This is a genomic window from Duganella sacchari (assembly GCF_900143065.1).
Lineage (GTDB): Bacteria > Pseudomonadota > Gammaproteobacteria > Burkholderiales > Burkholderiaceae_D > Rugamonas > Rugamonas sacchari.
The window spans coordinates 1-26,098 of the sequence record NZ_FRCX01000015.1; the positions used below are offsets into that span (position 1 = coordinate 1).

The following is a 26,098-nucleotide window of genomic DNA, read 5'->3' on the forward strand; positions in this document are numbered from 1 at the left end:
GAGACCAACGAGGAAGGCGAACCGGAAGATATCTCCCTGATGGACCACTACCAGCCGCTGACGCCGGTGCCGCCCTACCGCATCAGCGTACCGTCGCGCGGGGTGTTTGCCGAGGCGGTGCAAGGCGCTTGCAATGCCTGCGAAAAAATCGAGACCGATCGCCTGCAGGACTGGAACCGCTTGCCCAACACCGACGAGCCCACCGCGTTCCTGCCGGTGCAGACGCCGACCCCGCAGGTCACCGACTGGAAGGCGGCATTCAAGGACTTCACCACGCCGCTGGTCAGCATCCAGAACGCGCCAGCGACACCAGCACCAGGCGCGGGCCTGGCTGGCCTGTCGGAGCTGCTGGGCAAGAGCGATGTGTTCAAGGACATCACGGGGCTCGACGGCAACCAGAAAAACGTCATGGCGACCTATTTGTCGAACCAGGAGAACGCCAAGGCCTTCGCCCAGATGGCCAAGGACATGGCGATGCAGGCCCACAATACGCAGAACTCCGACAAGATCATGGATTCGCTCAAGTCGGCCAAAGCCAGCGGCGCCATCAACCAGGACGACTACGGCAAGCTGGTCAAAGAACATTTGCAGCAGCAGATCGACGGCGGCGAAACTGCCAAGAAAGAAGCGGAGGCAGCCAAGCCCACCAAGCCCACGCTCACCGATGCGGCAGTCAAGGCAGTCGAGCAAGGCAAGGACGTCAAGGCGCAGAAAATCGACGCCGAAGGCAATGCGGAATCCGTCGATATCAGCGGTGGCAATGGCGACAATGTGCTGGCCAAAGCCGATGGCATCGTGCCCAGGCTTAAGCAGGACAGCAGCAATACCTGCTGGGCGACAGCCGCCGCCATCATGGTCGGCTGGAAGCGCAACAAAGTCATGGCCGTCAAGGACGTCATGACGGAGGCGGGCGATGTGTATCTGCAAAAGTACCTGAATAACCAGGGCCTGGTCTCCAGCGAGAAAGCCGATTTCATCTCGACCTTGAAGATGACCGGCGAGGCGCCCGCCAACTACACGCTGCAGCAGTACATCGACTGGCTCACTACCTACGGACCGCTGTGGGTGACCACCGACTCCTCCGTGACCACCGGGCCGTTCTCGCCGCATGCGCGCATCCTGACCAGGATCACCGGCACGGGCACGCCAAATGGCACGGGCACCAAGTTCATCTTCGTCAACCCCGCCACGGGCAATGAAGAAACGGAGAACTTCCTCGACTTCATCGACGTGTTCGAACAAATGGTGACCGACAATGCCGACGATCAGCTATTTGTTCAAATCGTCCACTTTGAACAGGCGATCCAGCCATCGGGTGAAGGCTACCAGGTGCAAGGACCGTGGAATATCAACCAGCCCATCCACGAGAACATTTCGCTGGCGGCGCTGATCAACTGCACCAGCAAGATCGTTCCCGCCGGGACCAAGGTCGGTTCGCCACAGGACGTCAATGAATTCCTGCGCGGCGTATTCTGGAACGACGATCCCGAAGTACTGCTGTTCGACGATAACAAATGGGACAACTGGGACTTCTCCAGCGGCATCACCTGGAAGAAGCATTTTGATGCCGCCGCCAAAGCTGCCAGCAATGATCTCAACAACCTCACGGGGCGCTCGCATTACTGGGACCTGCAGTTTGTGCACGCCATGGCGTCGGCCGTCGGCGAAGATCCCAAGGACACGCGCGCCAAGATCCTGCTGTGGGCCGAGACCATGTACAAGTTTGCGGTCGGCGAAGGCATTTCCGCTGGCGATACGCTGAAGTCGATTCCGGTCACCAGCGCGTTTGGCGCCAGCACCTATTCGATGAATACATTCTTCACCGCTGCCAGCACGCCGTCCGAGACGCAAACCATCGGCTATCTGATCAACCGCGGCACCAGCTACGTCGCCGTCAACAACGGCCGCCGTGCGATTGGGTCCCTGCTGCACCTGATCCAGGACTCGTATGCCAAAGGCCATGTCAAACGCACCTTGCTGAATCCGGGCGATCTGCTTGCCGGCAAAACGGACCAGTTCAAGCCCGGCACGTACGGCAAGTATGGCGACGTCGAGAACTTCCACTGCTATAAAGGACAGAACCATGCCGATCACGACAAGTACGACAACTTCGACGCCAGCAAACTGGATACCGGCAAGCTGGAGACCTTCAACCCATTAACCGGCAGCCGCGATGCGATAGACCAGTGCATGAAGCTGCTCGACTTCTGGAAGACAGGTACGCCGTACGCCAGCGGTCCCAAAGACCTGTTTGAAAACAAGATCTTCAAACTGTCCGGCGGTGCAACGCCAGCGGATGCGTTAGTGGACTAAGTAGTGGAATCGCCTTCGGGGCAGCGCACGCATCAGCAGCGCTGTCCCGGAGCTTGTGTATCAGTGATGGCCGCCGACCAGGAACACCACAATGGCCACGCCAGTGGCGATCAGCAGTACCTGCGGCACGGATTCGCGCAGCGTCGCACGGCGCTGCATCTGCGGCATCAGGTCGCTGACGGCGATATAGATGAAGCCGGACGAGGCAAACACCAGCACATAGGGAATCAGGCTGCTGGCGCGGTCCAGCGTGTAGTAGCCCAGCAGGCCGCCGGCAATCGCCAGCAGGCTGCACAGCAGGTTGTAGACATAGGCGCGTGTGCGCGAGAAGCCCGCATTCAGCAGCACGATGAAATCGCCGATCTCCTGCGGGATCTCGTGCGCGATGATGGCCAGGCCGGTCACCAGGCCCAGTTCCGGGTTGGCCAGGAAGGCTGCCGCAATCAGGATGCCGTCGGTGAAGTTATGCATGCCATCGCCCACCAGGATCATCCAGCCCGCCTTGCCGGCCTCGCTCTTGTCATGGCCGTGATGGTGGTGGTGGCCGTCATGCTCATGATGGTGCGAATGGCGCAGGATGGCCAGCTTTTCAAGCAGGAAGAACGCCAGCAGGCCGCCCAGCAGGGTGGCAAACAGGCTGCGCGCGCTGGCCTGCGATTCAAACGCCTCCGGCAAGGCATGCAGCAGCGAAGTCGATAGCATAATGCCAACCGACAGGCTGACCATGCGCTCGACGACTTTGGACAGCAGCGTAAACGAGAACACGGCTGCCGCAGTGATGCTCACTACGCCAGCCAGTGTGGTCGCTAACAATATGGAAATGAGTACGGGATCGATGTTATAGCCTCTGGTACCTGGAGCCGCGCACGCTGCTGCGCAAGCCGGGGCGCTATTTTACCGCCCGGCATGCTTTTCTGCTTAAAAACCCGTCAATTAACGCCGTTTTGCCTGAACCAGGCTAGTGTACGCTGCCAGCCATCTTTGGCATCCGCCTCCACATAGCTGGGTCGGTAGTCCGCATGGAAGGCATGGCCAGAGTTGGGATAGATCACAAACGCCGATTTGCTCGGTCCCAGCGCCAGCGCCGTTTCCATGGCCGCAACCGAGTCCTGCGGAATACCTGTGTCCTTGGCGCCGTACAGGCCCAGCACCGGGACTTTCAGAGTGCCAGCAACATCGATTGGGTGCCTGGGAAAGTTGGCGTTGACGTCCCCCTTGAGCCGTCCATACCACGCCACGCCGGCTTTAATCGCAGGGTTATGCGCCGCATACAGCCAGGTAATGCGGCCGCCCCAGCAGAAACCGGTGATGGCGATTTTGTCGCCGTTGCCGCCGTTGGTCCTGGCCCAATCCACCACCGCGTCGAGGTCGGCAAACACCTGCTCATCGGGGGTTTTGGCAATGATGTCGCGCTGCAGATCGGCGATGGAGGCCACCTTGGTGGCATCGCCCTGGCGCACGAACAGGTCCGGCGCCAGCGCCAGATAGCCTTGCTTGGCAAAGCGCCGTGCGACGTCGGCAATGTGTTCATGCACGCCGAAGATTTCCGACACCACCAGGATAACCGGCAGCTTGGTCTTGCCTTCCGGCTGCGCGCGGTAGACGGGCACGTTCTGGCCATGGACGGTGACGGTGATGGTGCCAGCGGTCAGGCCGGCCGTGTCGGTCTTGACGACGTTTTGCGCCATCACCGGCAAGGTCGCGGCGGCAAAGCCGCTACCCAGTGCGACCTTGAGAAAGTCACGGCGGTCAAGGCCATCCGACAAACTGGTTTTATCCAGCAAACTCTCCGCATCACGCATCAAATCGTCCATACCTACCCTCCGTTTGTAGAAGAAGCGTCATTCCCGCAGGCGCGGGGACGACGGATTAGTGTGCCTGATCCCAATTGCTGCCGACGCCCACTTCGGCAATCAGCGGCACTTTCAGCTTGGCCACGCCGGCCATCAGTTCCGGCAGCTTCTGCTTGACGAGTTCCAGTTCCGCGTCCGGCACTTCCAGCACCAGCTCGTCGTGTACCTGCATGATCATTTTGGTCTGCAGCTGTCCGGTTTCCAGCCAGTCCTGCACTGCGATCATGGACAGCTTGATCAGGTCCGCCGCCGTGCCTTGCATCGGCGCGTTGATGGCGGCGCGTTCGGCGCCCTGGCGGCGCGGGCCGTTAGGCGAATTGATCTCCGGCAGCCACAGGCGGCGGCCAAACACAGTTTCCACATAGCCGCGCGCCTTGGCTTGCAGGCGCGTGTCGTCCATATACTGCTTGACGCCCGAGAAGCGCGCGAAGTAACGCTCGATATAGCTCTGCGCTGCGGCACGCTCGATGCCCAGATTGCCCGCCAGGCCAAAGGCGCTCATGCCGTAGATCAGGCCGAAGTTAATCACCTTGGCGTAGCGGCGCTGCTCGCTCTCGACCGATTCCGGCGCCACGCCAAAGATTTCAGCGGCAGTGGCGCGGTGAATGTCCACGCCATCGGCAAACGCGCGCAGCATGTTCTCGTCTTCCGAAATGTGCGCCATGATGCGCAGTTCGATCTGCGAATAGTCGGCCGAGACGATGTGCGAACCGGCCGGCGCCACAAACGCTTCACGGATGCGGCGGCCTTCCTTGGTGCGGATCGGGATGTTCTGCAGATTGGGATCGTTGGACGCCAGACGGCCCGTTACCGCTACCGCCTGCGCGTAGTTGGTGTGCACACGCCCCGTGTCCTTGTTGATCCCTTTCGGCAGCTTGTCGGTATAGGTCGACTTGAGTTTGGACAGGCTGCGGTATTCCAGCAGCACTTTCGGCAGCGGGTAGTCTTCCGCCAGCTTTTGCAGCACTTCCTCGTCGGTGGACGGGGCGCCGCTCGGGGTCTTCTTCACCACCGGCAGCTTGAGCTTCTCAAAGAAGATCTCGCCGATCTGCTTGGGCGAGCCCAGATTGAACGGCTGCTCCGCCAGCTCGTGCGCCTTGGCTTCCAGCTCGACGATGCGCGCGCCCAGTTCAGCCGACTGCTGCTCCAGCAGCGCAGCGTCGATCTGCACGCCGTTGCGCTCGATCTTCTGCAGCACCACGGCGGTCGGCAGTTCGATCTGGCGGTAGATGAAGTTGAGCTTGTCATCCTTCTCCACTTCACCAATCATGTTCTGGTGCAGGCGTAGCGTGATGTCGGCATCTTCCGCCGCGTAGGCGGTGGCGCGGTCGAGCGCCACCTGGTCGAAGGTAATCATGCTGGCGCCCTTGCCGCACACATCCGAGAACGGAATCGTGGTGTGGTTCAGGTGGCGCAGCGCCAGGCTGTCCATGTCGTGCGTGCGGTGCGATTCAAACACGTACGATTCCAGCAGCGTATCGTGATGGATGCCTTGCAGGCGCACGCCGTGGTTGGCAAAGATATGGCTGTCGTACTTGAGGTTCTGGCCGACCTTGAGCTTGCTGGCGTCTTCCAGCCATGGCTTGAGCCGGGCCAGCACGTGTTCGCGCTCGAGCTGCACCGGCACGCCCTGGTAGGCGTGCGCCACCGGGATGTAGCACGCTTCGCCCGCCTTGACCGACAGCGAAATGCCGACCAGCTGCGCCGTCATCGGCTCCAGCGAGGTGGTTTCCGTATCGACGGCGGTCAACTCGGCGGTATTGATTTTGGCGATCCAGCTGTCCAGCTGCGCTTCGGTCAGCACGGTTTCGTACTCGGTGGCGACCGGCTCGGCAAACAGGTCGCCGGTGGCGGACACGGCGCCGCCGACCGGTGCGTCCAGCGCAGCCTTGGCGGCGGGCGCGGCGGCGCCGGCAGCGGAGCTCAGTTCACGCAGCAAGGTCTTGAAGCCGTATTTGGCAAAGAACGCCTGCAGCGCTTCCTTGTCTTCAGCGCGTGCGGTCAGCGATTCGGTGATCGATACCATGTGGCCGGACAGGTCGCAGTCCAGTTTGACGGTAATCAGTTCGCGGCCTTTCGGCAGCCATTCCAGCGCGTCGCGCAGGTTCTGGCCGACCGCACCGGTGATGTTGGCGGCGTTGGCCATTACGCCGTCCAGCGAGTCGTACTGGGTCAGCCACTTGAGCGCCGTTTTCGGACCGCACTTGGTCACGCCCGGCACGTTGTCGACGGTGTCGCCGATCAGGGTCAGGTAGTCGATGATGCGGTTGGGCGGCACGCCAAACTTGGCCAGCACGCCCGCCTCGTCCATCTTCTCGTTGGTCATGGTGTTGATCAGCATGACTTGCGGATTGACCAGCTGCGCCAGATCCTTGTCGCCGGTGGACACCACCACATTCATGCCGGCCTTGGCGGCATCGGCCGACAGCGTACCGATCACGTCGTCCGCCTCCACGCCTTCCACCATCAGGATCGGCCAGCCCATGGCTTTGACCGCCTCGTGGATGGGCTCGATCTGCAGGCGCAGGTCGTCCGGCATCGACGCACGCGTGGCCTTGTATTCCGGGTACATCTCGTCACGGAAAGTCTTGCCCTTGGCGTCGAACACGCAGGCGATGTAGGCGGCCGGAAAGTCCGCACGCAGACGGCGCAGCATATTGACCATGCCGTGCATGGCGCCGGTCGGATGGCCGTCCGGGCTGCGCAGGTCTGGCAGCGCGTGGAACGCGCGGTAAAGATAGCTGGAGCCGTCTACTAACAACAGGGTATTTTGCATAGGGAAACTAGATGAGGGTGCTTGGCCTTGAATGCAACATTATCGCAGGTTTTGGTCCCCCGCCGCCGGCGCCACAATGTTTTCACAACGACAATAGCCGCCCCGACCACAGAGGGAAAGCCCAGCGATGCGTGTCTGTTTGTTACAATGGACCATACATAAAAATTCTGCGGCTTTTTCTCTGCTAAAGGCGATCCATCATGAAGCGCATTTCCGTTCTCCTCCTGACACTGGTCGCCCATGCGGCGTTTGCACAGTCGACTCCGAGCCAGGCGCCGCCCAAGCTGGAAAAAATCGAAGAAATTGCCGACGATCCCATCACTGTCACCGCCAAACCCGGCACCGAAGGCAAAATCACGGAAAAACGCGACAACAGCGGCAACGTGACCGAAGCGACCGTCAAAAGCGGCCCGAGCACCTACACCCTACGTCCCAACCACCCGGCCGGCACCGCCCTGCCCGGTGATGCACTGGGCAGCAGCAACCGCGGCCCGCAATGGACGATCATGGAATTTGACATCGGCAAGAAGAAAAAGAAAACCACAGACGAAGACAGCGCGCCGGAAACCAACGCGCCGCCATCTCCGCCTGCCGCCAAATAACCCTACGCCGGCCTGCACGCCGCAGGCCGTCACCAACCACCCTATTCGCACATGGCAGTCTTTACCCCGGTATCGCTGGACGATGTCTCCCAGTGGATCACCCAATTCCCGCTCGGCCAGGCGCTTGAGCTCAAAGGCATCAGTTCCGGCATCGAGAACAGCAATTTCTTCCTCACCACCGAACGTGGCGAGTATGTGCTCACCCTCTTTGAAAACCTGTCGTTTGAGCAGCTGCCGTTTTACCTCAAGCTGATGCACCACCTGGCCGCCCACGGTGTGCTGGTGCCGGCCCCGATCGCCAACGACCAAGGCGAGCTGATCGTTGCACTGCACGGCAAGCCCGCGTCCATCGTCACCAAGCTCGCCGGCCGCTCGCAAATGGCGCCGCAGCCGGTGCATTGCGCCGCAGTGGGCGCCATGCTGGCGAAAATGCATCTGGCCGGCCGCGACTACCCACTCCAGCAGCCCAACCTGCGCGGGCTGGAATGGTGGCATGCAACCACGCCCGAGGTCCTGCCCTATATTCCGGCCGACAAGGCACAGCTGCTCAAGGCCGAAGTGCACTACCAGGAAACCTTTGCCGCCTGCGAAACCTATAAGCAGTTGCAGCGCGGTCCCGTGCACGCCGACCTGTTCCGCAACAACGTGATGTTTGAGGGCGAACGTCTGACCGGCTTCTTCGATTTCTACTTTGCCGGCTGCGACACCTGGCTGTTCGATGTGGCCGTCACCGTCAACGACTGGTGCATCGACCTCGACACCGGCGTACTCGATGCGGCCCGTGTGCGCGCCATGCTGGACGCCTACCATGCCGTGCGGCCGTTCACCGAAGCCGAACAGCACGCCTGGCAGACCATGCTGCGCGCCGGCGCGCTGCGCTTCTGGCTGTCGCGCCTGTATGACTACTATCGTCCGCGCGAAGCGGAAATCCTGACACCGCACGATCCCGGCCATTTCGAGCGCATCCTGCGGGAACGCATCGCCACCCCGGCGCCGGAGCTGTTCTGATGGAAAAACTCCCCGCACGCGTCGGCTGGCTCTGGGTGAAGCAAGGTCTGGACGTATTCCGCAAGCAGCCGGGCGCGTTGATGGCCCTGTTCTTCAGCTGCATGTTCATCGCCATGCTGTCGCTGTTCATTCCCCTGGTGGGCGGCATGGCGCCTGTGGTGCTGGCGCCGCTGTTCAGCGTGGCGCTGCTGCAAGCCTGCGCCGACATCGACCAGGGCCAGCGCGCATTGCCGAACCTGGCGCTGGCCGGTTTCCGCAAGCCGGTGCGCAAGCCCTTGTTGTTGCTGGGCGTGATCTACCTGCTGGTGATGATGCTGTCGATGATGCTGCTGACCTTGCTCGACGATGGTGTGCTGCTCAAAATGGCCACGCGCCAGATTCCGATGGACCAGGAGCTCATTGAAAAATCGCGCAGCGCGCTGTTCATTTCGTCGGTGGTGTACATGGTCGGCTGGATGCTGAGCTGCCTGGCCGCGCCGCTGATCTACTGGCAGAAAATGACGCTTGGCAAAGCGCTGTTCTTCAGCGTGGTCACGGTGAGCCGCGACATCAAGGCCTTCCTGACCACGGCCGTGTCGCTGTTCCTGATGTTCCAGATCCTGACGGCCATTCCGGTACTGCTGTTCAGTTCCGCGCAAATTGAATTGACGGCCATCTTCACCATCTTCCTGATGATGATAGTGCTGATGCATTGCACGCTGTATGCCAGCTACCGCCAGATCTTCGGCACGCCGGACGCCTCGCCGGCACGGTCCAAGGAGACGCCTTGAGCACGCCACGGCGGACGCTGGCGGAAGCCGCGGACGCCAGCGATAACGGCTTCAACCTGGTGCGGCTGGCAACGGCGCTGACGGTGGTCTATTTCCACGCCTATATGACCACCGGCACCATTCCGTCGCTAGAGCCGCTGGGCAAGCTGTTCTACCCGGCCGCCGATACCGGCCGCCTGGCGCTGGCCGTGTTCTTCCTCATCAGCGGCTTCTTTGTCACGCGCAGCTGGATCAACGATCCGCACCTGGGCCGTTTTGCCGCACGCCGCGCCGCGCGCCTGCTGCCGGCGCTGGCGGTGTGCGTGCCGCTGATGACGCTGTGCGCCGTGCTGTTCTTTTCCGCACCGGAAGCCCATGGCATCTTCAGCCGCGACACCTGGCAATACATCCTCGCCAATGTGGGCCTGCATGGCCTGCGCTTTGTGATTCCCGACACCGAATGGCATATCAACGGCGTACTGGGCGGACAAGCCATCAACGCGCCGCTGTGGACGCTGTTCTGGGAAGGCCGCATGTATGTGATGGTCGCGCTGCTGGGCATGGCTGCGGCGCTGCCGCTGCGCCAGTGGTTCATGGGCTGCGCCGCCTTCCTGCTGCTGGCGACGCAGCTGTTCCCCGACGTCGCCAGCGGCTATGTCTGGGAAACCCAGCTGTGGTCGATGTTCCTGGTGGGGATGTTGTGCTGCTCGCTGGCCGCGCAGTTGCGCGTGGGGCCGGTGCAAGCCGCGTGCGCCGTCGTGTTTGTCGCCATCAACTGGACCCGCACCGCATCGATGGGACCAACCGGCTTCACCTGGTTCGGCCTGGCGCTGGTCTGCACCGCGCTGGCGCTCTGGGCAGGCAGCACGCGCATGCAGCGCTGGGCCTATCTGCGCCGCCACGACTACTCGTACGGCATCTACCTCTATCACTGGCCCATCATGACCATGCTGAAAGCGGCCATTCCGTCCATGACCGCCCTGCCCATGATCGCGGCCGGCATCGGCCTGACCATACCGATGGCCATGCTGAGCTGGCATCTGGTGGAAGCGCCGGCCATGCGCGCCATGCGCCGCCAGCTGTCAGGCCGGCGGCTGCATGTGGTGGAGACTGCGGTTACAGACGATCCAGCTTGGCAACGCTCAGGTCCAGCACCTTCATCCCGGCAGCACCAAAATTGATCTGGGCGCGGGCGTTATTGCCGCTGCCCTCGATGTTCACAATCACGCCTTCGCCGAACTTGGCGTGGGCCACCGATTCACCGATGCGCCAGCCTGAGCCCGCGATGGCCTTGCTGGCGAACTTCTGCGCAATCGCGTTATCCGAGCCCACCAGCGGCGCTTCATCCCAGGCCGACTTGCGGCCGCCGAACCAGTTCGGCTGGACTTTCGGCGTCAGCCATTTCAGCGCATCTTCCGGCAACTCATCAAAGAAGCGCGACTTCATGTTGTAGCGGGTCTGGCCGTGCAGCATGCGGGTCTGGGCAAAGCTCAGGTACAGACGCTGGCGCGCGCGCGTGATGGCCACATACATCAGGCGGCGCTCCTCTTCCACGCCGTCGTGCTCGCGCGAGCTGCTCTCGTGCGGGAACAAGCCCTCTTCCAGACCGGTGATGAAGACGTTGTTGAATTCCAGGCCCTTGGCCGAGTGCACCGTCATCATCTGCACCGCTTCCTGGCCTGCGGTGGCCTGGTTGTCGCCTGCCTCCAGCGAGGCATGCGACAGGAAGGCCGACAGCGGCGACATCACGGTGGACAGCGGCGCATCCGCATCCAGAATCTCGACGCCATCGGCATTCAGGATGGCGTCGCCCGACGCTGCCTGCGCCTGCGGCCCCAGATGCGCGGGCGCCCCCTGGCCATAGCCTTCTTCCGACACAAACTGGGTGGCGGCGCTGACCATCTGCTCCAAGTTTTCGATGCGGTCGGCGCCTTCTTTTTCGGTGGCGTAGTGGGCCAGCAGCGTGGACTGTTCCAGCACCACGCGCACCAGTTCCGGCAGCGCCATCTGCTGGGTTTCAAAACGCGCGCCTTCGACCAGCTTGACGAAGCCGGCCAGCGAGGTGCCCGCCTTGCCCGTCACATAGGGTACCGCCGCGTACAGCGAAATGCCGTACTGGTCGGCCGCCGCCTGCAGCGTCTCGATCGAACGCACGCCAATGCCGCGCGCCGGGAAATTCACCACGCGCATGAAGGCGGAATCGTTGTGCGGATTGTCCATCAGCTGCAGGTAGGCGATGGCGTGCTTGACCTCGGCGCGCTGGAAGTAGCGCAGGCCACCGTACACATGATACGGAATGCCAGCCGAGAACAGCGCATGCTCGATCACGCGCGACTGCGCATTGGAACGGTACAGCACCGCGATCTCGCTGCGCGAAGCGCCGTCATGGATCAGGTTCTTGGTTTCTTCGATAATCCACGCCGCTTCGGACAGGTCGGAGTTGGCTTCGTAGACGCGCACCTGCTCGCCGTGACCGGCATCGGTGCGCAGATTCTTGCCCAGGCGCTTGCTGTTGTTGGCGATCAGCACGTTGGCGGCGTCCAGAATGTGGCCATGCGAGCGGTAGTTCTGCTCCAGCTTGATCAGATTCCTGACGTTGAACTCACGCTCGAACGCGCTCATATTGCCGACGTTGGCGCCGCGGAAAGCGTAGATCGACTGGTCATCGTCGCCGACGGCAAACAGCACGCCGCCCTGCTGGCCACCGTGGCCCGAGAGCAGCTTCAGCCATTTGTATTGCAGATCATTGGTATCCTGGAACTCATCGACCAGGATGTGCTGGAAGCGCTGCTGGTAGTGTTCGCGCAGCGGCTGGTTACGGCTGAGCAGCTCGTAGGTGCGCAGCAGCAGCTCGGCAAAATCCACCACGCCTTCGCGCTGGCATTGGTCGTCGTAAAGCTGGTACAGCTCGACCTTCTTGCGCTCGTCCGCGTTGTACGGGTCGATCTTGTCCGCTCGCAGGCCCTGATCCTTGGCGCCGTTGATGAAATACATCACCTCCTTGGCGGGGAACTTCTCGTCATCCACATTATTGGCCTTGAGCAGGCGCTTGATGGCCGACAGCTGGTCTTGCGTATCCAGGATCTGGAACGTCTGCGGCAGCGCGGCGTCGCGGTGATGGGTGCGCAGCAGGCGGTTGCACAGGCCGTGGAAAGTACCGATCCACATGCCGCGTGTATTAATCGGCAACATCGCCGACAAACGGGTCAGCATCTCCTTGGCGGCCTTATTGGTAAAGGTCACGGCCAGGATGCCGGAAGGCGACACCTGGCCGGTTTGAATCAGCCAGGCGATACGGGTCGTCAGGACGCGGGTTTTGCCGGAACCGGCGCCCGCCAGGATCAGGGCGCTCTGCGAAGGCAAGGTAACAGCAGCGAGCTGTTCATCGTTGAGATTATGGAGAAGATTTTGCATCCCGTGATTATACCGGGGACCCGCGCTCAATCCGGGGTCAGTTCTTGCAATCCAACACTGGCTCTGCTTTAGCGGCCGCTAAAGCAGAGCCCGTGTTGGATTGCAAGAACTGACCCCGGATTTTGACCCCGGATTTTTAGGCGGCGGGCGTGGGCACGGCTTTGCCGTTCTGCATGCTTTCCTGCATCAGCGCACGCAGCGCGCGCTCTGCTTCGCGTACGGCTTCGGCATGTTTTACGTTCAGCTCGCCCATCCGCTGGTTGAGCTCGCCCATGGGACGGCTAGCCTCAGCCATTTTCTGGTTGAGCGCGCGCATCGGTTCCTGCATGGCTTGCAGCTTTGCCATCTGCGGCGCCATCTCGCGCTGGTAATCGGCCATCTTTTGTTGCAATGGCGCCATTTCCGCCTGCAGGCTGGCTTGTTGTTTCTGGAATGCGCGCACCTTTTCTTCGCTGCTGTCGCGCGCCAGTTCGCGTGAGGCGCGTTCGATGCGGCGCGCGATGGCGTCCTGTTCGCGGGCCACCTGCTCCATCTTGCGCTGCTGGGCTTGCATGTCGCGCTCCGTCCCGGCTTCGGCCTTGTGCGCCACGGCGTCCATTTGCTCGCCGAGCGCGTCCATGATCTTGCCCTGCGCTTCCATTTTCTTGCCCTGCTCGTTCATCTGCTCGCCGATGGTGTTGACCGGCGTCCAGGCGGCGTCAACCTTGGCCAGCACGGCGGCGTCCTGGATCAGGTAGGTCTTGTCGCCTTCGCGGAACCACAGGAAGTCGCCTTTCACGCGCTCACGCAGCCGCGAGACGTTGCGGATATCGCGTGTGTTGGCGGAGACGGTCATGGTGTCCTTGCCGCCACGGACGATGACGTAGCTGCGGCTGTCATCGCCGCTGGCAACGCGCGGAACTTTCGCTGGCTTGGGTGGCTTGGGCGGCGCCGCCGGCAGGGCTGGAATCGCGGGCAGGGCCGGCACAGCGGGGCTTGCTGGTTCGGCGGGCACGGCCGGCAGCGCTGGAGGGGCCGCCGGTGCCGTCGGCGCCACCACGGCGGGCGGCGCTGGCGGTTCGGACGGTTGCGGTGCGGCCTGGACATAGAACACAGTACCGGCTGCCAACAGGCCTGCCAGCGGGATGGCCATTTTCCAGCTGACCGGTTCAACATCGGGACGCAGCAGGCGTTTAATACGAGACATGAGATTTCCTCCGTGAGCCGCATGGGCTAATTGTGTTGTATCGAACTGGAACTGGTCCAGTTGCGACAGGGCTTGCGCCAGCTTTTGGGGCTGACCGAGCATCTCGACAGCCAGGTCGTCGGCGATTTGTTCTCGCTCGTTCCGGATCCTGCGCGATATAGCCCAAACACTAGGGTGGTAGAAGAGGATGATCTCGATCGTGCTTTGCACGAGATTGACCAGGTAATCATGGCGCTTGATGTGCGCCAGTTCGTGCGCCAGCAGCGCTTCCAGCAAGTCCGCCGGCATGCCGGTGACCAGCGCGGCCGGCACCAGTACGATGGGTTTCCAGCAGCCTGCCGTGATCGGGCTGTCCAGCCTGTCGACCACACCAAGCCGCACATGCTGCTCGATGCCAAAGCGGCGCGCCAGTTCGGACAGGCGGCGCTGCCAGTACGGATTGCGGCTGTATTCGTCGGGACGGGTGCGGTCGGCCACCCATTTGAGGCCGACCGCAAGACGCAGCGCCATCAGCGCGGCCCCGGCCAGCCACAGGCCGACGATCCATGGCAGCTGCCGGCGCAGCAGTTCCTGTACAGCGTTCAGTGTGGAATCGGTGACGAATGTGATGGCGGCAGCGCCATCGGCGCCCTGGCCGGTGGCGCTCAGCACCAGCGTGGTGACGGCCGAGGTGCCGCCAGCGGCGCGCGCATCCAGCGCCTGCACGATGATGCTGGACAGCGGCAACGCCGCGCACAGCAGCAGGCCAGCGCAGGCAACGGCATAGCGCGTCTGCGGACGTGCCTTGCGCAGCAAGAACATGGCCAGCGCCACGCTCCAGCCGATCAGCAAGCCCTGCCACAGGAAATGCAGCAGCGCCCAGCCGACAATGAAAGTGAAATCCATGCCGTCCTCCGAGTCGATGGATGTAGAATAAATTATCTAGATCGTGAAGTCTAGAACTTTTTTTCTACATCCATCGCGGTGGATTTTAGTACAGCACCACCGAGCGGATCGATTCGCCGCTCTTCATGAGGTCGAAGCCCTGGTTGATGTCTTCCAGCTTGAGGCGGTGGGTAATCAGATCATCAATGTTGAGCTTGCCTTCCATGTACCAGTCAACGATCTTCGGCACGTCAGTACGGCCGCGCGCGCCGCCAAACGCCGAGCCCTTCCACTCGCGGCCCGTCACCAGCTGGAACGGACGGGTCGAGATTTCCTGGCCCGCTGCCGCCACGCCGATGATGATGGACTTGCCCCAGCCCTTGTGGCAGCACTCCAGCGCCTGGCGCATCAAGGTGGTGTTGCCCACGCACTCAAAGCTGTAGTCGGCGCCGCCGTCGGTGAGCTGGATGATGTGGTCAACCACGTTCTCGACGTCGTTGGGATTGATGAAGTGGGTCATACCGAACTTGCGCGCCATCGCTTCGCGGCCCGGATTGATGTCAACGCCGATGATCTTGTCGGCGCCCACCATCTTGGCCGCCTGGATCACGTTGAGGCCGATGCCGCCCAGGCCGAACACCACCACATTGGCGCCCGCTTCCACCTTGGCGGTGAACAGCACTGCGCCGACGCCGGTGGTGACGCCGCAACCGATGTAGCAAACTTTATCGAACGGCGCGTCCGGGCGGATCTTGGCCAGCGCGATCTCCGGCACCACGATGTAGTTGGAGAAGGTCGAGGTGCCCATGTAGTGGTAGATCGGCTTGCCGTCGATCGAGAAGCGGCTGGTCGCATCCGGCATCAGGCCCTTGCCCTGCGTCGAGCGGATCGACTGGCACAGGTTGGTCTTTTGCGACAGGCAGAATTTGCACTGGCGGCATTCCGGCGTGTACAGCGGAATGACGTGGTCGTCCTTCTTGAGCGATTTCACGCCAGGTCCCACGTCCACCACCACGCCCGCGCCCTCATGGCCCAGGATGGCCGGGAAGATCCCTTCCGGATCGGCGCCCGACAGCGTGTAGTAATCGGTGTGGCAAATGCCGGTGGCCTTGATTTCGACCAGTACCTCGCCTTCGCGTGGGCCGCCCAGTTCGACTTCTTCAATCGTCAGGGGTTTGCCCGCTTGCCATGCAACGGCTGCTTTAGTTTTCATGATGCTCCTTTCGGTGATCCGCCATCATAGCAAATCAGTCGTAAAAAGCGGCGACCGCTTTGCGCCGGCCAAGCATGAAGGCGTCGGCCACGTGGCGCAATGGCGCGACATCGACGTCCGACTGGCCGGCGCGGATCAGTGCGGCAAAGCGCCGGTACAGCGACAGGTACTCGGCTTCCTGCGCCAGTGCCTGCCCGGCGCCGTTGATCCAGAGGCGCGCGCCGCCATCGGTCAGGCGCAGTTCGCCGCCGACGGTGGTGACGATGATGTCCCAGCCTTGCTGGGCAGTCGGGCGCCAGTCGAATTCGGCATGCACCTTGATATCTGCGGCATCCTGGAAATGCAGGTCCGCGGCGATTGGCGCATCGCGGTTTTCCGGGAATGACAACGTGGCCTGGGTCAGGAACATGGCCGACGGCAGGATCTCCGTCAGGATGGACAGCGCGTTGATGCCGGGATCGAACACGCCCAGGCCGCCCACCTGCCAGATCCAGTCCTGGTGCGGGTGCCACTGGCGCACGTCTTCTTTCCAGCGCACCTGCACGGCAGTGGGCACATGCGCCGCCAGATGGGCTTTGGCCGGCTGCACGCCGGGCGCATGGCGCGAGTGCCAGCTGGCGAACAGGGTGACGCCTTTTTCAGCGGCAAACGCCGCCAGGTCGGCCACTTCCGACAGCGTGGCGCCGGGCGGCTTTTCAAGCAGGACATGCTTGCCGGCGGCCAGCGCCTGACGCGCGGCGGCGTAGCGGTACTGCGGCGGCATGCACAGCGAAACGGCGTCGATATCGGGATGGGCCGCCAGCATCGCCTCAATACTCGTGAAGCCGGGAATGTGGTCGATGGTGTGGTGGCGGCTGGCGGTGGCGACCAGGGAGAAATCATCGGCCCGCGCCGCAATCGCCGGCACGTGCTGGTCGTACACGATCTTGCCGACGCCAACGATGGCGAGTTTGATAGCTGACGTCATGGTGTTCTTCTTGGGTGAGGAGGATCAGGCCGAACAGCAGCCTATCACCTCACCCCAGCGTAAAACAAGCGCTGGTCGACGTCAGCGTGTAGAGATGATCAATGTTGCGATTATTGGGGTTCAACCGGCATCGCCGGGCCGATGCCTAGCAAATCCGACACGGTGCGCCACAGCTGGCGCGGCGAGGTCCACGGCTTGGGCAGGAAGGCATTGCCGGCGTAGTGCTGTTCGGGATGGCGGGCCGAGTACATCAGCACCCGCGCTTCGCGCTGCATGGCGCGCACTTCGTGCAGCAGGTCGACGCCATCGCCGTCCGGCAGGTCCGGGTCTAGCACCACCAGCGCAAACTTTTCGCGCTGCAGCAGTTCCTGCGCTGCGGCCATGGTCGGCACGTGGGTTACCTGGGTTTCCGGCACCAGCAGGGCCGCCAGCACCAGCGCGGCATCGTGGTCGCTATCGATATGCAGCACACGCGGCGCGGCGGCAAAAATGGAAAAACCAATTGCGCCACCGCTCTCTTCGGTAAAGGGACGATAGCTGCTCGTAGGGAAATCATTGGTCATGACGGTCTCCGCTTGGAAAGCTGAATACAAGCTCGGCGGAGTTGGGCCGAAGGAATGAGGCGTGGCGCGGGGAACAGGCGGCCATGGAAGCGGCAGGTGCGAATTGAGGCGCTGCCGCGATTGAGGCGGGCGGATAAGGCTTATCCGCCGCTCAGTCGACAGTGTATAACAAAAATGCCGTACGACAAGAAAAATTGTCCTGAACGTTTACTTTTTCAGACGGCTGCTGAAGGCGGCATGCAAGCTGTTCAACGTTTCTTCTGCTGCCAGCAACTGATCTGCAACTTCATTCACTTTACGGCGGTTGGAGCGTGCATGGTCGCGCAGCACTTCAAACGCGGTGTTGCGGTCCGTCTGGAATTTACACATCAGCAAGCCGACCGCCAGGCTGGTTTCACGGCCCGCCGCCAGTGCCGCGTTCAGGTTCAGCTCGGTACGGCGCAACTGGCGGATCTCATCCGCCCGCGCCAGACCGGCAGCAAACGCTGGCATGAGATGTTTTTCATCCACAGGTTTGACCAAAAAGCCCACCGCGCCATACGAGGCGGCCTGCTTGCCGGCGTCGGCGTCGCCGCGGCCGGACAGGAACATGAATGGCACCGAACTGGTGGCGTGCAGCTGCTTGGCCAGTTCCAGGCCATTCATGCCGGGCATGTGGATGTCCAGCAGGGCCAGGTCCGGCTCGCGCTGTGCAATCGACTGCAGGGCTTGCTCCGCCGAGGATGCCTTGACTACTTCGTAGCCGGCATGGCCCAGCACTTCGCCAAGGAAGTCGAGCAGCAGGGGATCGTCGTCAACGATGAGAACGAGACGTTTCGGTGCAGGGACGGATGCAGTCATAGGGGCGGAAACCTTAGTGTGATACTAACGCCCCATTATAAAACCGAAATCCGTCCACACTTCAAGCGTTTTTATCGCCCAGCGAAAAGCGATTGAAACTGACCCACTGCCTGCGCCACACTTTCGGCTTGATAGACGCTGCTGATGGCCGCCACCATATTGGCGCCGCGTTCGACCAGCGGCGCGGCGTTCTGCGGCGTCATGCCACCGATGACCACGGTCGGCACCTGGATCACGGTACGGGCCTGGTCAAGGATGGCCGGCGAGGTGGTCACCGCATATTTTTTCACGCGCGACGGGTAAAAGCCGCCAAACGCCACATAACTGGCGCTCGCCTCCTGCGCGTTCAGTGCGCGCAGCATGTCGCCGTAGCACGAGGCGCCGATGATTTTGCCCTTGCCCAGGCGCTTGCGCACCTGCGCCACCTCGGCATCGGTACCGCCCAGGTGCACGCCGTCGGCGTCAAGCTCGGTGCACAGGTCCACATGGTCGTTGACGATGAAGGGCACGCGGTGGCGGCGGCACAGGGCCAGCAGCGCGCTGGCCTGTTCGTGACGCAGCACGGGGCCGGCTTCCTTGTGGCGATATTGCAGCATGGCGATGGGCGCGGCCTTCATCGCCTCTTCGCTCAGTTGCAGCATACGGCTGGTGTCGTCCCAGTTGGGCGTGACGAGATAGAGTCCTTGCATGGAGGGCTTTCGTTCAAAAGTTAGCGCAGCGGGATGCGCTGGCCATCGGCGATGGCATACGCATCGCGCAATGCGTGGTAGACATAGCGCTGGGCGTTTTCCAGCGCGACAGCGGTCGGCAGGCCCAACGCCAGCTGGGCGGCGATGGCGGCCGCCAGCGTGCAGCCGCTGCCATGGAACTCGCCGGCCAGCCGCAGCCAGCGCCAGGTGTTGACCGGGCCGGCGCTGGCGTCGGGGCCATACCAGCGGTTGACCACATCGTCGCCGTCGCCATGACCACCGGTGACGAGCACATGGCGGCAGCCGCGTGCCTGTAACGCCTGCGCCTGCGCCTGTGCCTGCGCATCCGCCTGCGTGGCGCCGCTGAGCGCCAGGGCTTCCGGTCCGTTGGGCGTGAGCACGGTGGTCAGCGGCAGCAACGGCGCCAATGACTGCACTGCGTCGTCACGCGACAGCAGATCGCCATGGCCGCTGGCCAGCACCGGGTCCAGCACCACCGGCAGTTCCGGCTGGCGCGCGCGCAACTGCTGGATAAATGCCGCCATCGCGCGCGCGTTGGCGGCGCTGCCGGTAATGCCGATCTTGACCGCGCTGATGACGCATTTGTCGGCCAGCACCTGCGCCTGGCGCAGCAGCATGTCCGCGTCCACCGGCTGTACGCCGTAGACGCGGTCATTGTCCTGCACCGTCAGCGCGGTGCAGACCGTGAGCGCATGCGCGCCCTGCGCCGCCACCGACTGCGCATCCGCGATCAGGCCAGCGCCGCCGGACGGATCGAGTCCGGCAAACACCAGCACGCAAGGCCGCCCGCTGGAGGTCATGCCAGCCGGCCAGCCATCGGCGACGATGGCGATGCCGCAAACTTGCGCGCAATCCGCCCCGCCAGATAAGCCTCGCGGCCCGCCTGTACGCCCAGCTTCATGGCGCGCGCCATCCGCACCGGGTCCTGCGCGCCAGCGATGGCGGTGTTCATCAACACCCCGTCGCAGCCCAGTTCCATGGCGATCGCCGCATCGGAAGCCGTGCCGACACCGGCATCCACCAGCACCGGCACCTTGGCCTGCTCGATAATCAGCGACAGGTTCCACGGATTCAGGATGCCCATGCCGGAGCCGATCAGCGACGCCAACGGCATCACCGCCACGCAGCCGATCTCCTCCAGCATACGCGCCTGGATCGGGTCGTCGCTGCAGTACACCATGACGTCGAAGCCGTCCTTCACCAGCGCTTCGGCGGCGACCAGCGTTTCCGGCATATTGGGGAACAGCGTCTTCTCGTCACCCAGCACTTCCAGCTTCACCAGCTTGTGGCCGTTGAGCAGCTCGCGCGCCATTTGCAGCGTGTAGATGGCATCCTTGGCGTTGTAGCAGCCGGCGGTATTCGGCAGGATGGTGTACTGCGACGGCGGCAGCACATCCAGCAGGCTGGGCGCCTTCGGGTCCTGGCCGATATTCACACGGCGGATCGCCACCGTGATGATGTCCGCTTCCGCCGCATCCGTGGCTTCGCGGGTCTGCTGCAAATCCTTGTACTTGCCGCTGCCGACCAGCAGCCGCGACTTGTATTGCTTGCCAGCGATCGTTAATACGTCACTCATTTCCGTCTCCAGTTAACCGCCACCGATGGCGCGTACGATGTCCACTTTGTCCTGCGCCTGCAGCAGGCGCTCCGGCCACTGCTGGCGCGGCACCACGTTGCGGTTGACCGCCAGCGCCAGCGCCTGCCCTGTCAGGTTCAAGGCGTCGATCAGTTGATGCAGCGAGTGCTGTGCCGGCACCAGGTGCGGGGCGCCGTTCAATTCAATCTCAATCATGATTACGCCTTGCTGTACAGTTCCGCGCCGTTCTTGATGAACTCCACCGCCTTCACCTGCATGCCGTCTTCCGCATACTTGCGCACTTCCTGCGTGATCTTCATTGAGCAGAAATGCGGACCGCACATGGAGCAGAAGTGCGCCACCTTGGCCGAATCCTTGGGCAGCGTCTCATCATGGAATGAGCGCGCCTTGTCCGGGTCCAGGCCCAGGTTGAACTGGTCTTCCCAGCGGAATTCAAAGCGCGCCTTGGACAGCGCGTTGTCACGGATCTGCGCGCCCGGATGGCCCTTGGCCAGATCGGCCGCGTGCGCAGCGATCTTGTAGGTGATGATGCCATCCTTGACATCGTTCTTGTCCGGCAGCCCAAGATGCTCCTTCGGCGTGACATAGCACAGCATGGCGGTGCCGTACCAGCCGATCTGCGCGGCGCCGATGCCGGAGGTGATGTGATCGTAGCCAGGCGCGATGTCGGTGGTCAGCGGGCCGAGCGTGTAGAACGGCGCTTCGTGGCACTGCTCCAGCTGCAGGTCCATATTCTCCTTGATGAGCTGCATCGGCACGTGGCCCGGGCCTTCGATCATCACCTGCACATCATGCTTCCAGGCGATCTGCGTGAGTTCGCCCAGCGTTTTCAGTTCGCCCAGCTGCGCTTCATCGTTGGCGTCGTAGATCGAGCCGGGACGCAGGCCATCGCCCAGCGAGAACGACACATCGTACGCCTTCATGATCTGGCAGATGTCTTCGAAGTGCGTGTACAGGAAGTTTTCCTTGTGATGCGCCAGGCACCACTTGGCCAGGATGGAGCCGCCGCGCGAGACGATGCCCGTCATGCGCTTGGCCGTCAGCGGCACGTAGCGCAGCAGCACGCCGGCGTGGATGGTGAAGTAGTCCACGCCCTGCTCCGCCTGTTCGATCAGCGTGTCACGGAAGATTTCCCAGGTCAGGTCTTCGGCCTTGCCGTTGACCTTTTCCAGCGCCTGGTAAATCGGCACGGTGCCGATCGGGACCGGGCTGTTACGGATGATCCATTCGCGCGTTTCGTGAATGTGCTTGCCGGTCGAAAGATCCATCACCGTGTCGCCGCCCCAGCGGATCGACCAGGTCATTTTTTCCACCTCCTCGCCGATCGACGAGGTCACGGCCGAGTTGCCGATGTTGGCGTTGATCTTCACCAGGAAATTGCGGCCGATAATCATCGGCTCCACTTCCGGGTGGTTGATATTGGCCGGGATGATGGCGCGGCCACGGGCGATTTCATCGCGCACGAATTCCGGCGTGATCTCGGCCGGAATGCTGGCGCCATACGCTTGCCCCGGATGCTGGCGGCCCATCATCTCCGCCAGGCGCTGGCCGGTCGGGCCGGACGTCTTCAGGCTCTCGATGTATTCCTTGCGGCGCAGGTTTTCGCGGATGGCGACGTATTCCATTTCCGGTGTAACGATACCCTGGCGCGCGTAGTGCATCTGCGTGACGTTCTTGCCTTCGCGCGCGCGGCGCGGCTTGCGGTGCAGATCAAAGCGCAGCTCTTCCAGCGCAGGATCGGCCAGGCGCGCCTTGCCATAGACCGAGGTCGGGCCATCCAGTTCTTCGGTGTCTTCACGCTCCAGTATCCACGGCATGCGCGGCGTGGCGGCCAGGCCGGAGCGGATATCGATTTGCGCTTCCGGGTCGGTGTACGGACCGGAGGTGTCGTAGATATAGACTGGCGGATTGGCTTCAAAGCCGAACGATGCCGGCGTGTCGGCCTGCGAGACTTCGCGCATCGGCACGCGGATGTCGGCGCGGCTGCCCTGCACATAGGTCTTGCGGGAATTCGGTAGTGGCTGAATCGCTGCCTCATCCACCGTGGCGGTGGCGGACATGAATTTTGGGTTGGCGTTCATTTGGCTCCTTTGGTTGGCTACAGGAGCCAGCAAAGGAGGTTGGACGGCAGCCCGCGCACGGTGGAATGGTGGCGCGGCGTCATCCTAAGCTTCCCTTCGCTGGCATTATCCAGATCAGGTTCGGAGGGTATTTCTCACCCGCGCCGCACAATGCGAAGCAGGACCCCTAGCGTTTGCCACCTTGCGGTGACGCGGCGATTATACGCCCGGATTCGCCATTGCACAAAAAATACTGGCCTGCTTGATTTTTCCGTACGACAAGGCTAGCCTAGACAGATGACTAAGCCCCCGGGAAAGGCTGCCTCCGATGATCCGGCACAGCCGCGCAAGCGGTTGCGACTGGCCACGCTGGTCACGCTCGGGGTGTGCGTCACGGTAGCCGTGAGCACCGGCCTGCAGCTGCTGCTGGTCGATCACTTCACCATCTACTACGCCAGCCGGGAAGCGGAGCTGCGCTTGCAGCAGCAGTCGTGGCAGATGCGCGATGCGCTGAACCGGGTCGTCAGCAAAGCCGCCGGTGACGTCCAGCTGGTCGCCTCGCTGGCGCAAGTACGCGAAGCGCGCGATCCTGCCACCGCCCGCGCCGTACTGGACAGCCTGCAAAGCACCTTCCCCGATTACGCCTGGATCGGCGTCGCCGACATGGACGGCAAGGTCTATGCCGCCGCCCGCGGGCTGCTGGAAAAGGCCGACGTCAGCGCGCGGCCGTGGTTCCAGAAAGGGCAAGCCGGACTGCATGCAATCGACTACCATCCGGCCGTCCTGCTGGGCAAGCTGCTGCCGCAGGCGCCCGATCCATGGCGCTTCATCGACGTCGCGGTACCCGTGCGGCGCAGCAGCGGCGAGAAATGGGGCGTACTGGGCGTGCACATGAGCTGGACCTGGGCCCGTCATCTGGCCGGCAATCTGCTCACGCCCGCCCTGCGCGCCTACGGCGCCGAGATTGTCGTGGTACGCAACGACGGCACCGTGCTGCTTGGTCCGCCGGGCATGGAAGAGAAAAAAATCAACGCCCCCAGCCTGCCGCTGGCGCAGTCCGGCGAGACCGGCGCGCTGCGCGAAACCTGGAGCGACGGCAAAACCTATCTGACCGGCTACAGCCGCACCGGCCAGGACGGCGATCCCGCCAGCCTGCAATGGTCGGTGCTGGTGCGCCAGCCGGAAGATGCGGCGCTGGCGGCGCTGCACACGCTGGAGCAACGCATCCTGTGGCTGAGCATCGCCGTGGGCGCCGCGATGGCCGGCATCGCGGCCTGGGTGGCGCACCGGCTGGCCACCCCGATCGATCACCTGAGCAGCGCCATCGAGGCGCGCACGCAGGCGGCGCTGCTTGGCATGCCGTCACCGTCCATCCCCACCATCGACAGCTTCCGTGAAGCGCAGGTGCTGTCGGCCGCGATGAGCGACATGGTGCGCAACGAAGCGCAGCATATGCAGCAGCTGCAGACCATGAACGAACAGCTGGAAAGCACGGTCCGCAAACGCACCGCCGAGCTGCAGGACCTGGTCATGCGCGATGTGCTGACCGGCCTGCCCAACCGCCGCGCACTCATGGAAACCCTGCCCGAAGCCATGTACCGCGCCGCGCGTACGCAGCAGCCATGCGCGGTGATGTTCCTCGACCTCGACGGTTTCAAGGGCGTGAACGACACCTACGGCCACGAAGAGGGCGACGAGCTGCTGCGCCAGTTCGGCGCGCGCCTGGTGGATGCCGTGCGCCGCACCGACACTGTGGCGCGGCTGGCCGGCGACGAATTCGTCATCATCCTCGAGCACCTGCACGCACCGGCAGCGGCCGAGGAAATGGGCCACAAAATCATGCCCCGGCTGCGCCAGCCGTTCGCGCTGAAGACCGCCACCGTGTCGCTCAGCGCCAGCATCGGCATTGCCGTGTTCCTGCCGGATGATGGCGCCAGCCTTGACACCGTGCTGGCGCGCGCCGACCGCGCCATGTACCAGGCCAAACGATCAGGCAAAAACGCCGTCGTCATGGCGACCACTTAACCACTCAGAAGAAAGACCAATGAAAAAACTGACCAGCGCTGTAACCGTCTCCTGCCTGTCCCTGTCTTCCGCGTTTGCCGCCAGCTATCTCGACAAGCCGGTCGAAGACAACCTGCCATCCCTGGTCGGCATCTACAAACAGATTCACCAGTTCCCGGAACTGTCGCACCAGGAAGCCAAAACCTCGGCGCTGGTGGCGGACGAATTGCGCAAAGCCGGTTTTAAAGTGACTGAGCGGGTCGGCAAGTTCGCAGACGGCAGCCAGGCCTACGGCGTAATCGGCGTGCTGGAAAACGGCCCCGGCCCGCGCCTGCTGATACGCGGCGACATGGACGCCCTGCCCATCATCGAGGAAACCGGCGTGCCATACGCCAGCCAGGTACGCACCAAGAATGCGGCCGGCCAGGAGGTCGGGGTGATGCATGCCTGCGGCCACGACATCCACACCACCACGCTGATCGGCACCGCACGCCTGATGGCGGCCACGCGCCAGCAATGGAAAGGCACGCTGGTCATCGTCGGCCAGCCAGCCGAGGAAACCGCCGACGGCGCCAAGGCGCTGTTGGCGGACAATCTCTACGAACGCTTCGGCAGACCGGATTTCGCCATCGCCCTGCACGACACGCCAGGCCGCGCGGCAGGCCAGGTGGCGGTGACGAGCGGCCCCACCACGGCAGGCGTCACCTCCATCGATGTGGTGTTGCGTGGCGTCGGCGCACACGGTGCCGAACCGCAGAATGCAAAAGACCCGGTGGTGATGGCCGGCCAGTTCATCGTCCAGCTGCAAACCATCGTCAGCCGCGAACAGGATCCGCGCGATCCGGCGGTGGTCACGGTCGGCTCCATCCATGGCGGCACCAAACGCAACGTGATTCCTTACGAAGTAAAACTCGAACTCACCACCCGCTCTTTCAGCGACAAGGCCAACCAGATCATTGTCGATGGCGTCAAGCGCATCGCGCGCGGCGTGGCGATTTCAGCGGGCATCCCGGAAGACCGCATGCCCATCGTCACCGTGGTGGAGAAAGAGACGCTGCCATCCATGCACAACAATCCGGCCTTGAACGCCAGGGTCAAAACAGCGCTGACCAGTGCACTGGGCGCCAGCAACGTGTTTGAAGACGATGCGGTCATGAACAGTGAAGACTTCGGCCTGTTTGGCCTTGCCGGGCGCCAGATCCCCACCGTGATGTTCGGCCTCGGGATTGCCGATCCGGCGGAGCTGGCGGCAGCCAGGGCCGGTGGCAAGCCTGTCCCTGGCGCTCACACCAGCCGCTTCAAGCCCGTTCCGGAGCCTGGCCTGCGTGCCGGTGTGAAGGCGATGACTGCGGTGGCGACTTCACTGCTCCAGTAAGCCG

Annotated in this window: 21 protein-coding genes and 1 riboswitch; of the genes, 7 read left to right on the forward strand and 14 right to left on the reverse strand. The window is 62.9% G+C overall.

Annotation, left to right across the window (positions count from 1 at the left end):
* The coding region (locus BUA36_RS25630) for a papain-like cysteine protease family protein (RefSeq protein ID WP_307188249.1) at positions 1-2,313 on the forward strand (2,313 nt) is incomplete at its 5' end.
* Positions 2,314-2,373: 60 nt separating this feature from the next.
* Here BUA36_RS25630 and BUA36_RS25635 read toward each other — a convergent pair.
* From BUA36_RS25635 to polA, 3 genes are all read right to left on the reverse strand, one after another.
* The gene (locus BUA36_RS25635) at positions 2,374-3,078 is read right to left on the reverse strand and encodes a ZIP family metal transporter (RefSeq protein WP_084560359.1); all 705 of its coding nucleotides are present in this window, start codon (positions 3,076-3,078) and stop codon (positions 2,374-2,376) included.
* A 164-nt stretch (positions 3,079-3,242) separates the two neighbouring features.
* The gene (locus tag BUA36_RS25640) at positions 3,243-4,127 is read right to left on the reverse strand and encodes a dienelactone hydrolase family protein (protein ID WP_072788913.1); all 885 of its coding nucleotides are present in this window, start codon (positions 4,125-4,127) and stop codon (positions 3,243-3,245) included.
* 55 nt (positions 4,128-4,182) lie between these two features.
* A complete protein-coding gene (polA, locus tag BUA36_RS25645; RefSeq protein ID WP_072788915.1) occupies positions 4,183-6,942 on the reverse strand; it encodes a DNA polymerase I in 2,760 nt (919 codons plus the stop codon).
* Positions 6,943-7,142: 200 nt separating this feature from the next.
* Between polA and BUA36_RS25650 the strand changes: the two genes are divergently transcribed.
* From BUA36_RS25650 to BUA36_RS25665, 4 genes are read left to right on the forward strand one after another with little or no spacing between them, the layout of a single operon-like run.
* A complete protein-coding gene (locus BUA36_RS25650) occupies positions 7,143-7,544 on the forward strand; it encodes a hypothetical protein (protein WP_072788918.1) in 402 nt (133 codons plus the stop codon).
* A 51-nt stretch (positions 7,545-7,595) separates the two neighbouring features.
* Complete coding sequence (locus BUA36_RS25655) at positions 7,596-8,552, forward strand: homoserine kinase (protein WP_072788920.1); 957 nt, start codon at positions 7,596-7,598, stop codon at positions 8,550-8,552.
* Positions 8,552-9,322 (forward strand): BPSS1780 family membrane protein, encoded by a 771-nt coding sequence (locus BUA36_RS25660; RefSeq protein WP_072788922.1) that lies wholly within the window; start codon positions 8,552-8,554, stop codon positions 9,320-9,322. The genes BUA36_RS25655 and BUA36_RS25660 overlap by 1 nt, the downstream gene beginning before the upstream one ends.
* Positions 9,319-10,482, forward strand: coding sequence for an acyltransferase family protein (locus BUA36_RS25665; RefSeq protein ID WP_072788924.1), 1,164 nt, complete (start codon positions 9,319-9,321; stop codon positions 10,480-10,482). The genes BUA36_RS25660 and BUA36_RS25665 overlap by 4 nt, the downstream gene beginning before the upstream one ends.
* Here BUA36_RS25665 and BUA36_RS25670 read toward each other — a convergent pair.
* The 11 genes from BUA36_RS25670 to thiC form a co-directional block, all read right to left on the reverse strand.
* Positions 10,418-12,715, reverse strand: a complete 2,298-nt coding sequence (locus BUA36_RS25670; RefSeq protein WP_072788926.1) for a UvrD-helicase domain-containing protein — start codon at positions 12,713-12,715, stop codon at positions 10,418-10,420. The two genes, BUA36_RS25665 and BUA36_RS25670, sit on opposite strands and share 65 nt — an antisense overlap.
* Before the next feature lie 136 nt (positions 12,716-12,851).
* Entirely contained in the window at positions 12,852-14,786 is a 1,935-nt protein-coding gene (locus BUA36_RS25675) for a M56 family metallopeptidase (RefSeq protein WP_072788928.1), read from the reverse strand.
* A gap of 85 nt (positions 14,787-14,871) precedes the next feature.
* The gene (locus tag BUA36_RS25680; protein WP_072788930.1) at positions 14,872-15,978 is read right to left on the reverse strand and encodes an S-(hydroxymethyl)glutathione dehydrogenase/class III alcohol dehydrogenase; all 1,107 of its coding nucleotides are present in this window, start codon (positions 15,976-15,978) and stop codon (positions 14,872-14,874) included.
* Between the two features lie 34 nt (positions 15,979-16,012).
* Entirely contained in the window at positions 16,013-16,945 is a 933-nt protein-coding gene (locus BUA36_RS25685; protein WP_072788932.1) for a Gfo/Idh/MocA family protein, read from the reverse strand.
* A gap of 110 nt (positions 16,946-17,055) precedes the next feature.
* Positions 17,056-17,508: a response regulator gene (locus BUA36_RS25690; RefSeq protein ID WP_072788935.1), complete on the reverse strand. Its 453-nt coding sequence runs from the start codon at positions 17,506-17,508 to the stop codon at positions 17,056-17,058.
* 207 nt (positions 17,509-17,715) lie between these two features.
* Positions 17,716-18,348, reverse strand: coding sequence for an ANTAR domain-containing response regulator (locus BUA36_RS25695; RefSeq protein WP_072788937.1), 633 nt, complete (start codon positions 18,346-18,348; stop codon positions 17,716-17,718).
* Between the two features lie 71 nt (positions 18,349-18,419).
* Entirely contained in the window at positions 18,420-19,037 is a 618-nt protein-coding gene (thiE, locus tag BUA36_RS25700; RefSeq protein WP_072788939.1) for a thiamine phosphate synthase, read from the reverse strand.
* Positions 19,038-19,057: 20 nt separating this feature from the next.
* On the reverse strand, positions 19,058-19,858 hold the full coding sequence (gene thiD, locus BUA36_RS25705; protein ID WP_072788941.1) for a bifunctional hydroxymethylpyrimidine kinase/phosphomethylpyrimidine kinase: 801 nt from the start codon (positions 19,856-19,858) through the stop codon (positions 19,058-19,060).
* On the reverse strand, positions 19,855-20,634 hold the full coding sequence (locus tag BUA36_RS25710; RefSeq protein WP_072788943.1) for a thiazole synthase: 780 nt from the start codon (positions 20,632-20,634) through the stop codon (positions 19,855-19,857). Before BUA36_RS25710 ends, thiD begins: the two co-directional genes overlap by 4 nt.
* Before the next feature lie 12 nt (positions 20,635-20,646).
* Positions 20,647-20,850, reverse strand: coding sequence for a sulfur carrier protein ThiS (thiS, locus tag BUA36_RS25715; protein ID WP_072788945.1), 204 nt, complete (start codon positions 20,848-20,850; stop codon positions 20,647-20,649).
* A 2-nt stretch (positions 20,851-20,852) separates the two neighbouring features.
* Positions 20,853-22,736 carry a phosphomethylpyrimidine synthase ThiC gene (thiC, locus tag BUA36_RS25720; protein WP_072788947.1) on the reverse strand — a complete coding sequence of 628 codons (1,884 nt, stop codon included), beginning with the start codon at positions 22,734-22,736 and terminating at the stop codon, positions 20,853-20,855.
* Between the two features lie 74 nt (positions 22,737-22,810).
* Positions 22,811-22,914, reverse strand: a riboswitch (TPP riboswitch).
* A 98-nt stretch (positions 22,915-23,012) separates the two neighbouring features.
* On the opposite strand from thiC, the gene BUA36_RS25725 reads away from it, so the two are divergent.
* Positions 23,013-24,740, forward strand: coding sequence for a diguanylate cyclase domain-containing protein (locus BUA36_RS25725; RefSeq protein WP_072788949.1), 1,728 nt, complete (start codon positions 23,013-23,015; stop codon positions 24,738-24,740).
* Positions 24,741-24,759: 19 nt separating this feature from the next.
* Entirely contained in the window at positions 24,760-26,094 is a 1,335-nt protein-coding gene (locus BUA36_RS25730) for a M20 metallopeptidase family protein (protein WP_072788951.1), read from the forward strand.
* The last annotated feature ends 4 nt before the right edge of the window (positions 26,095-26,098 follow it).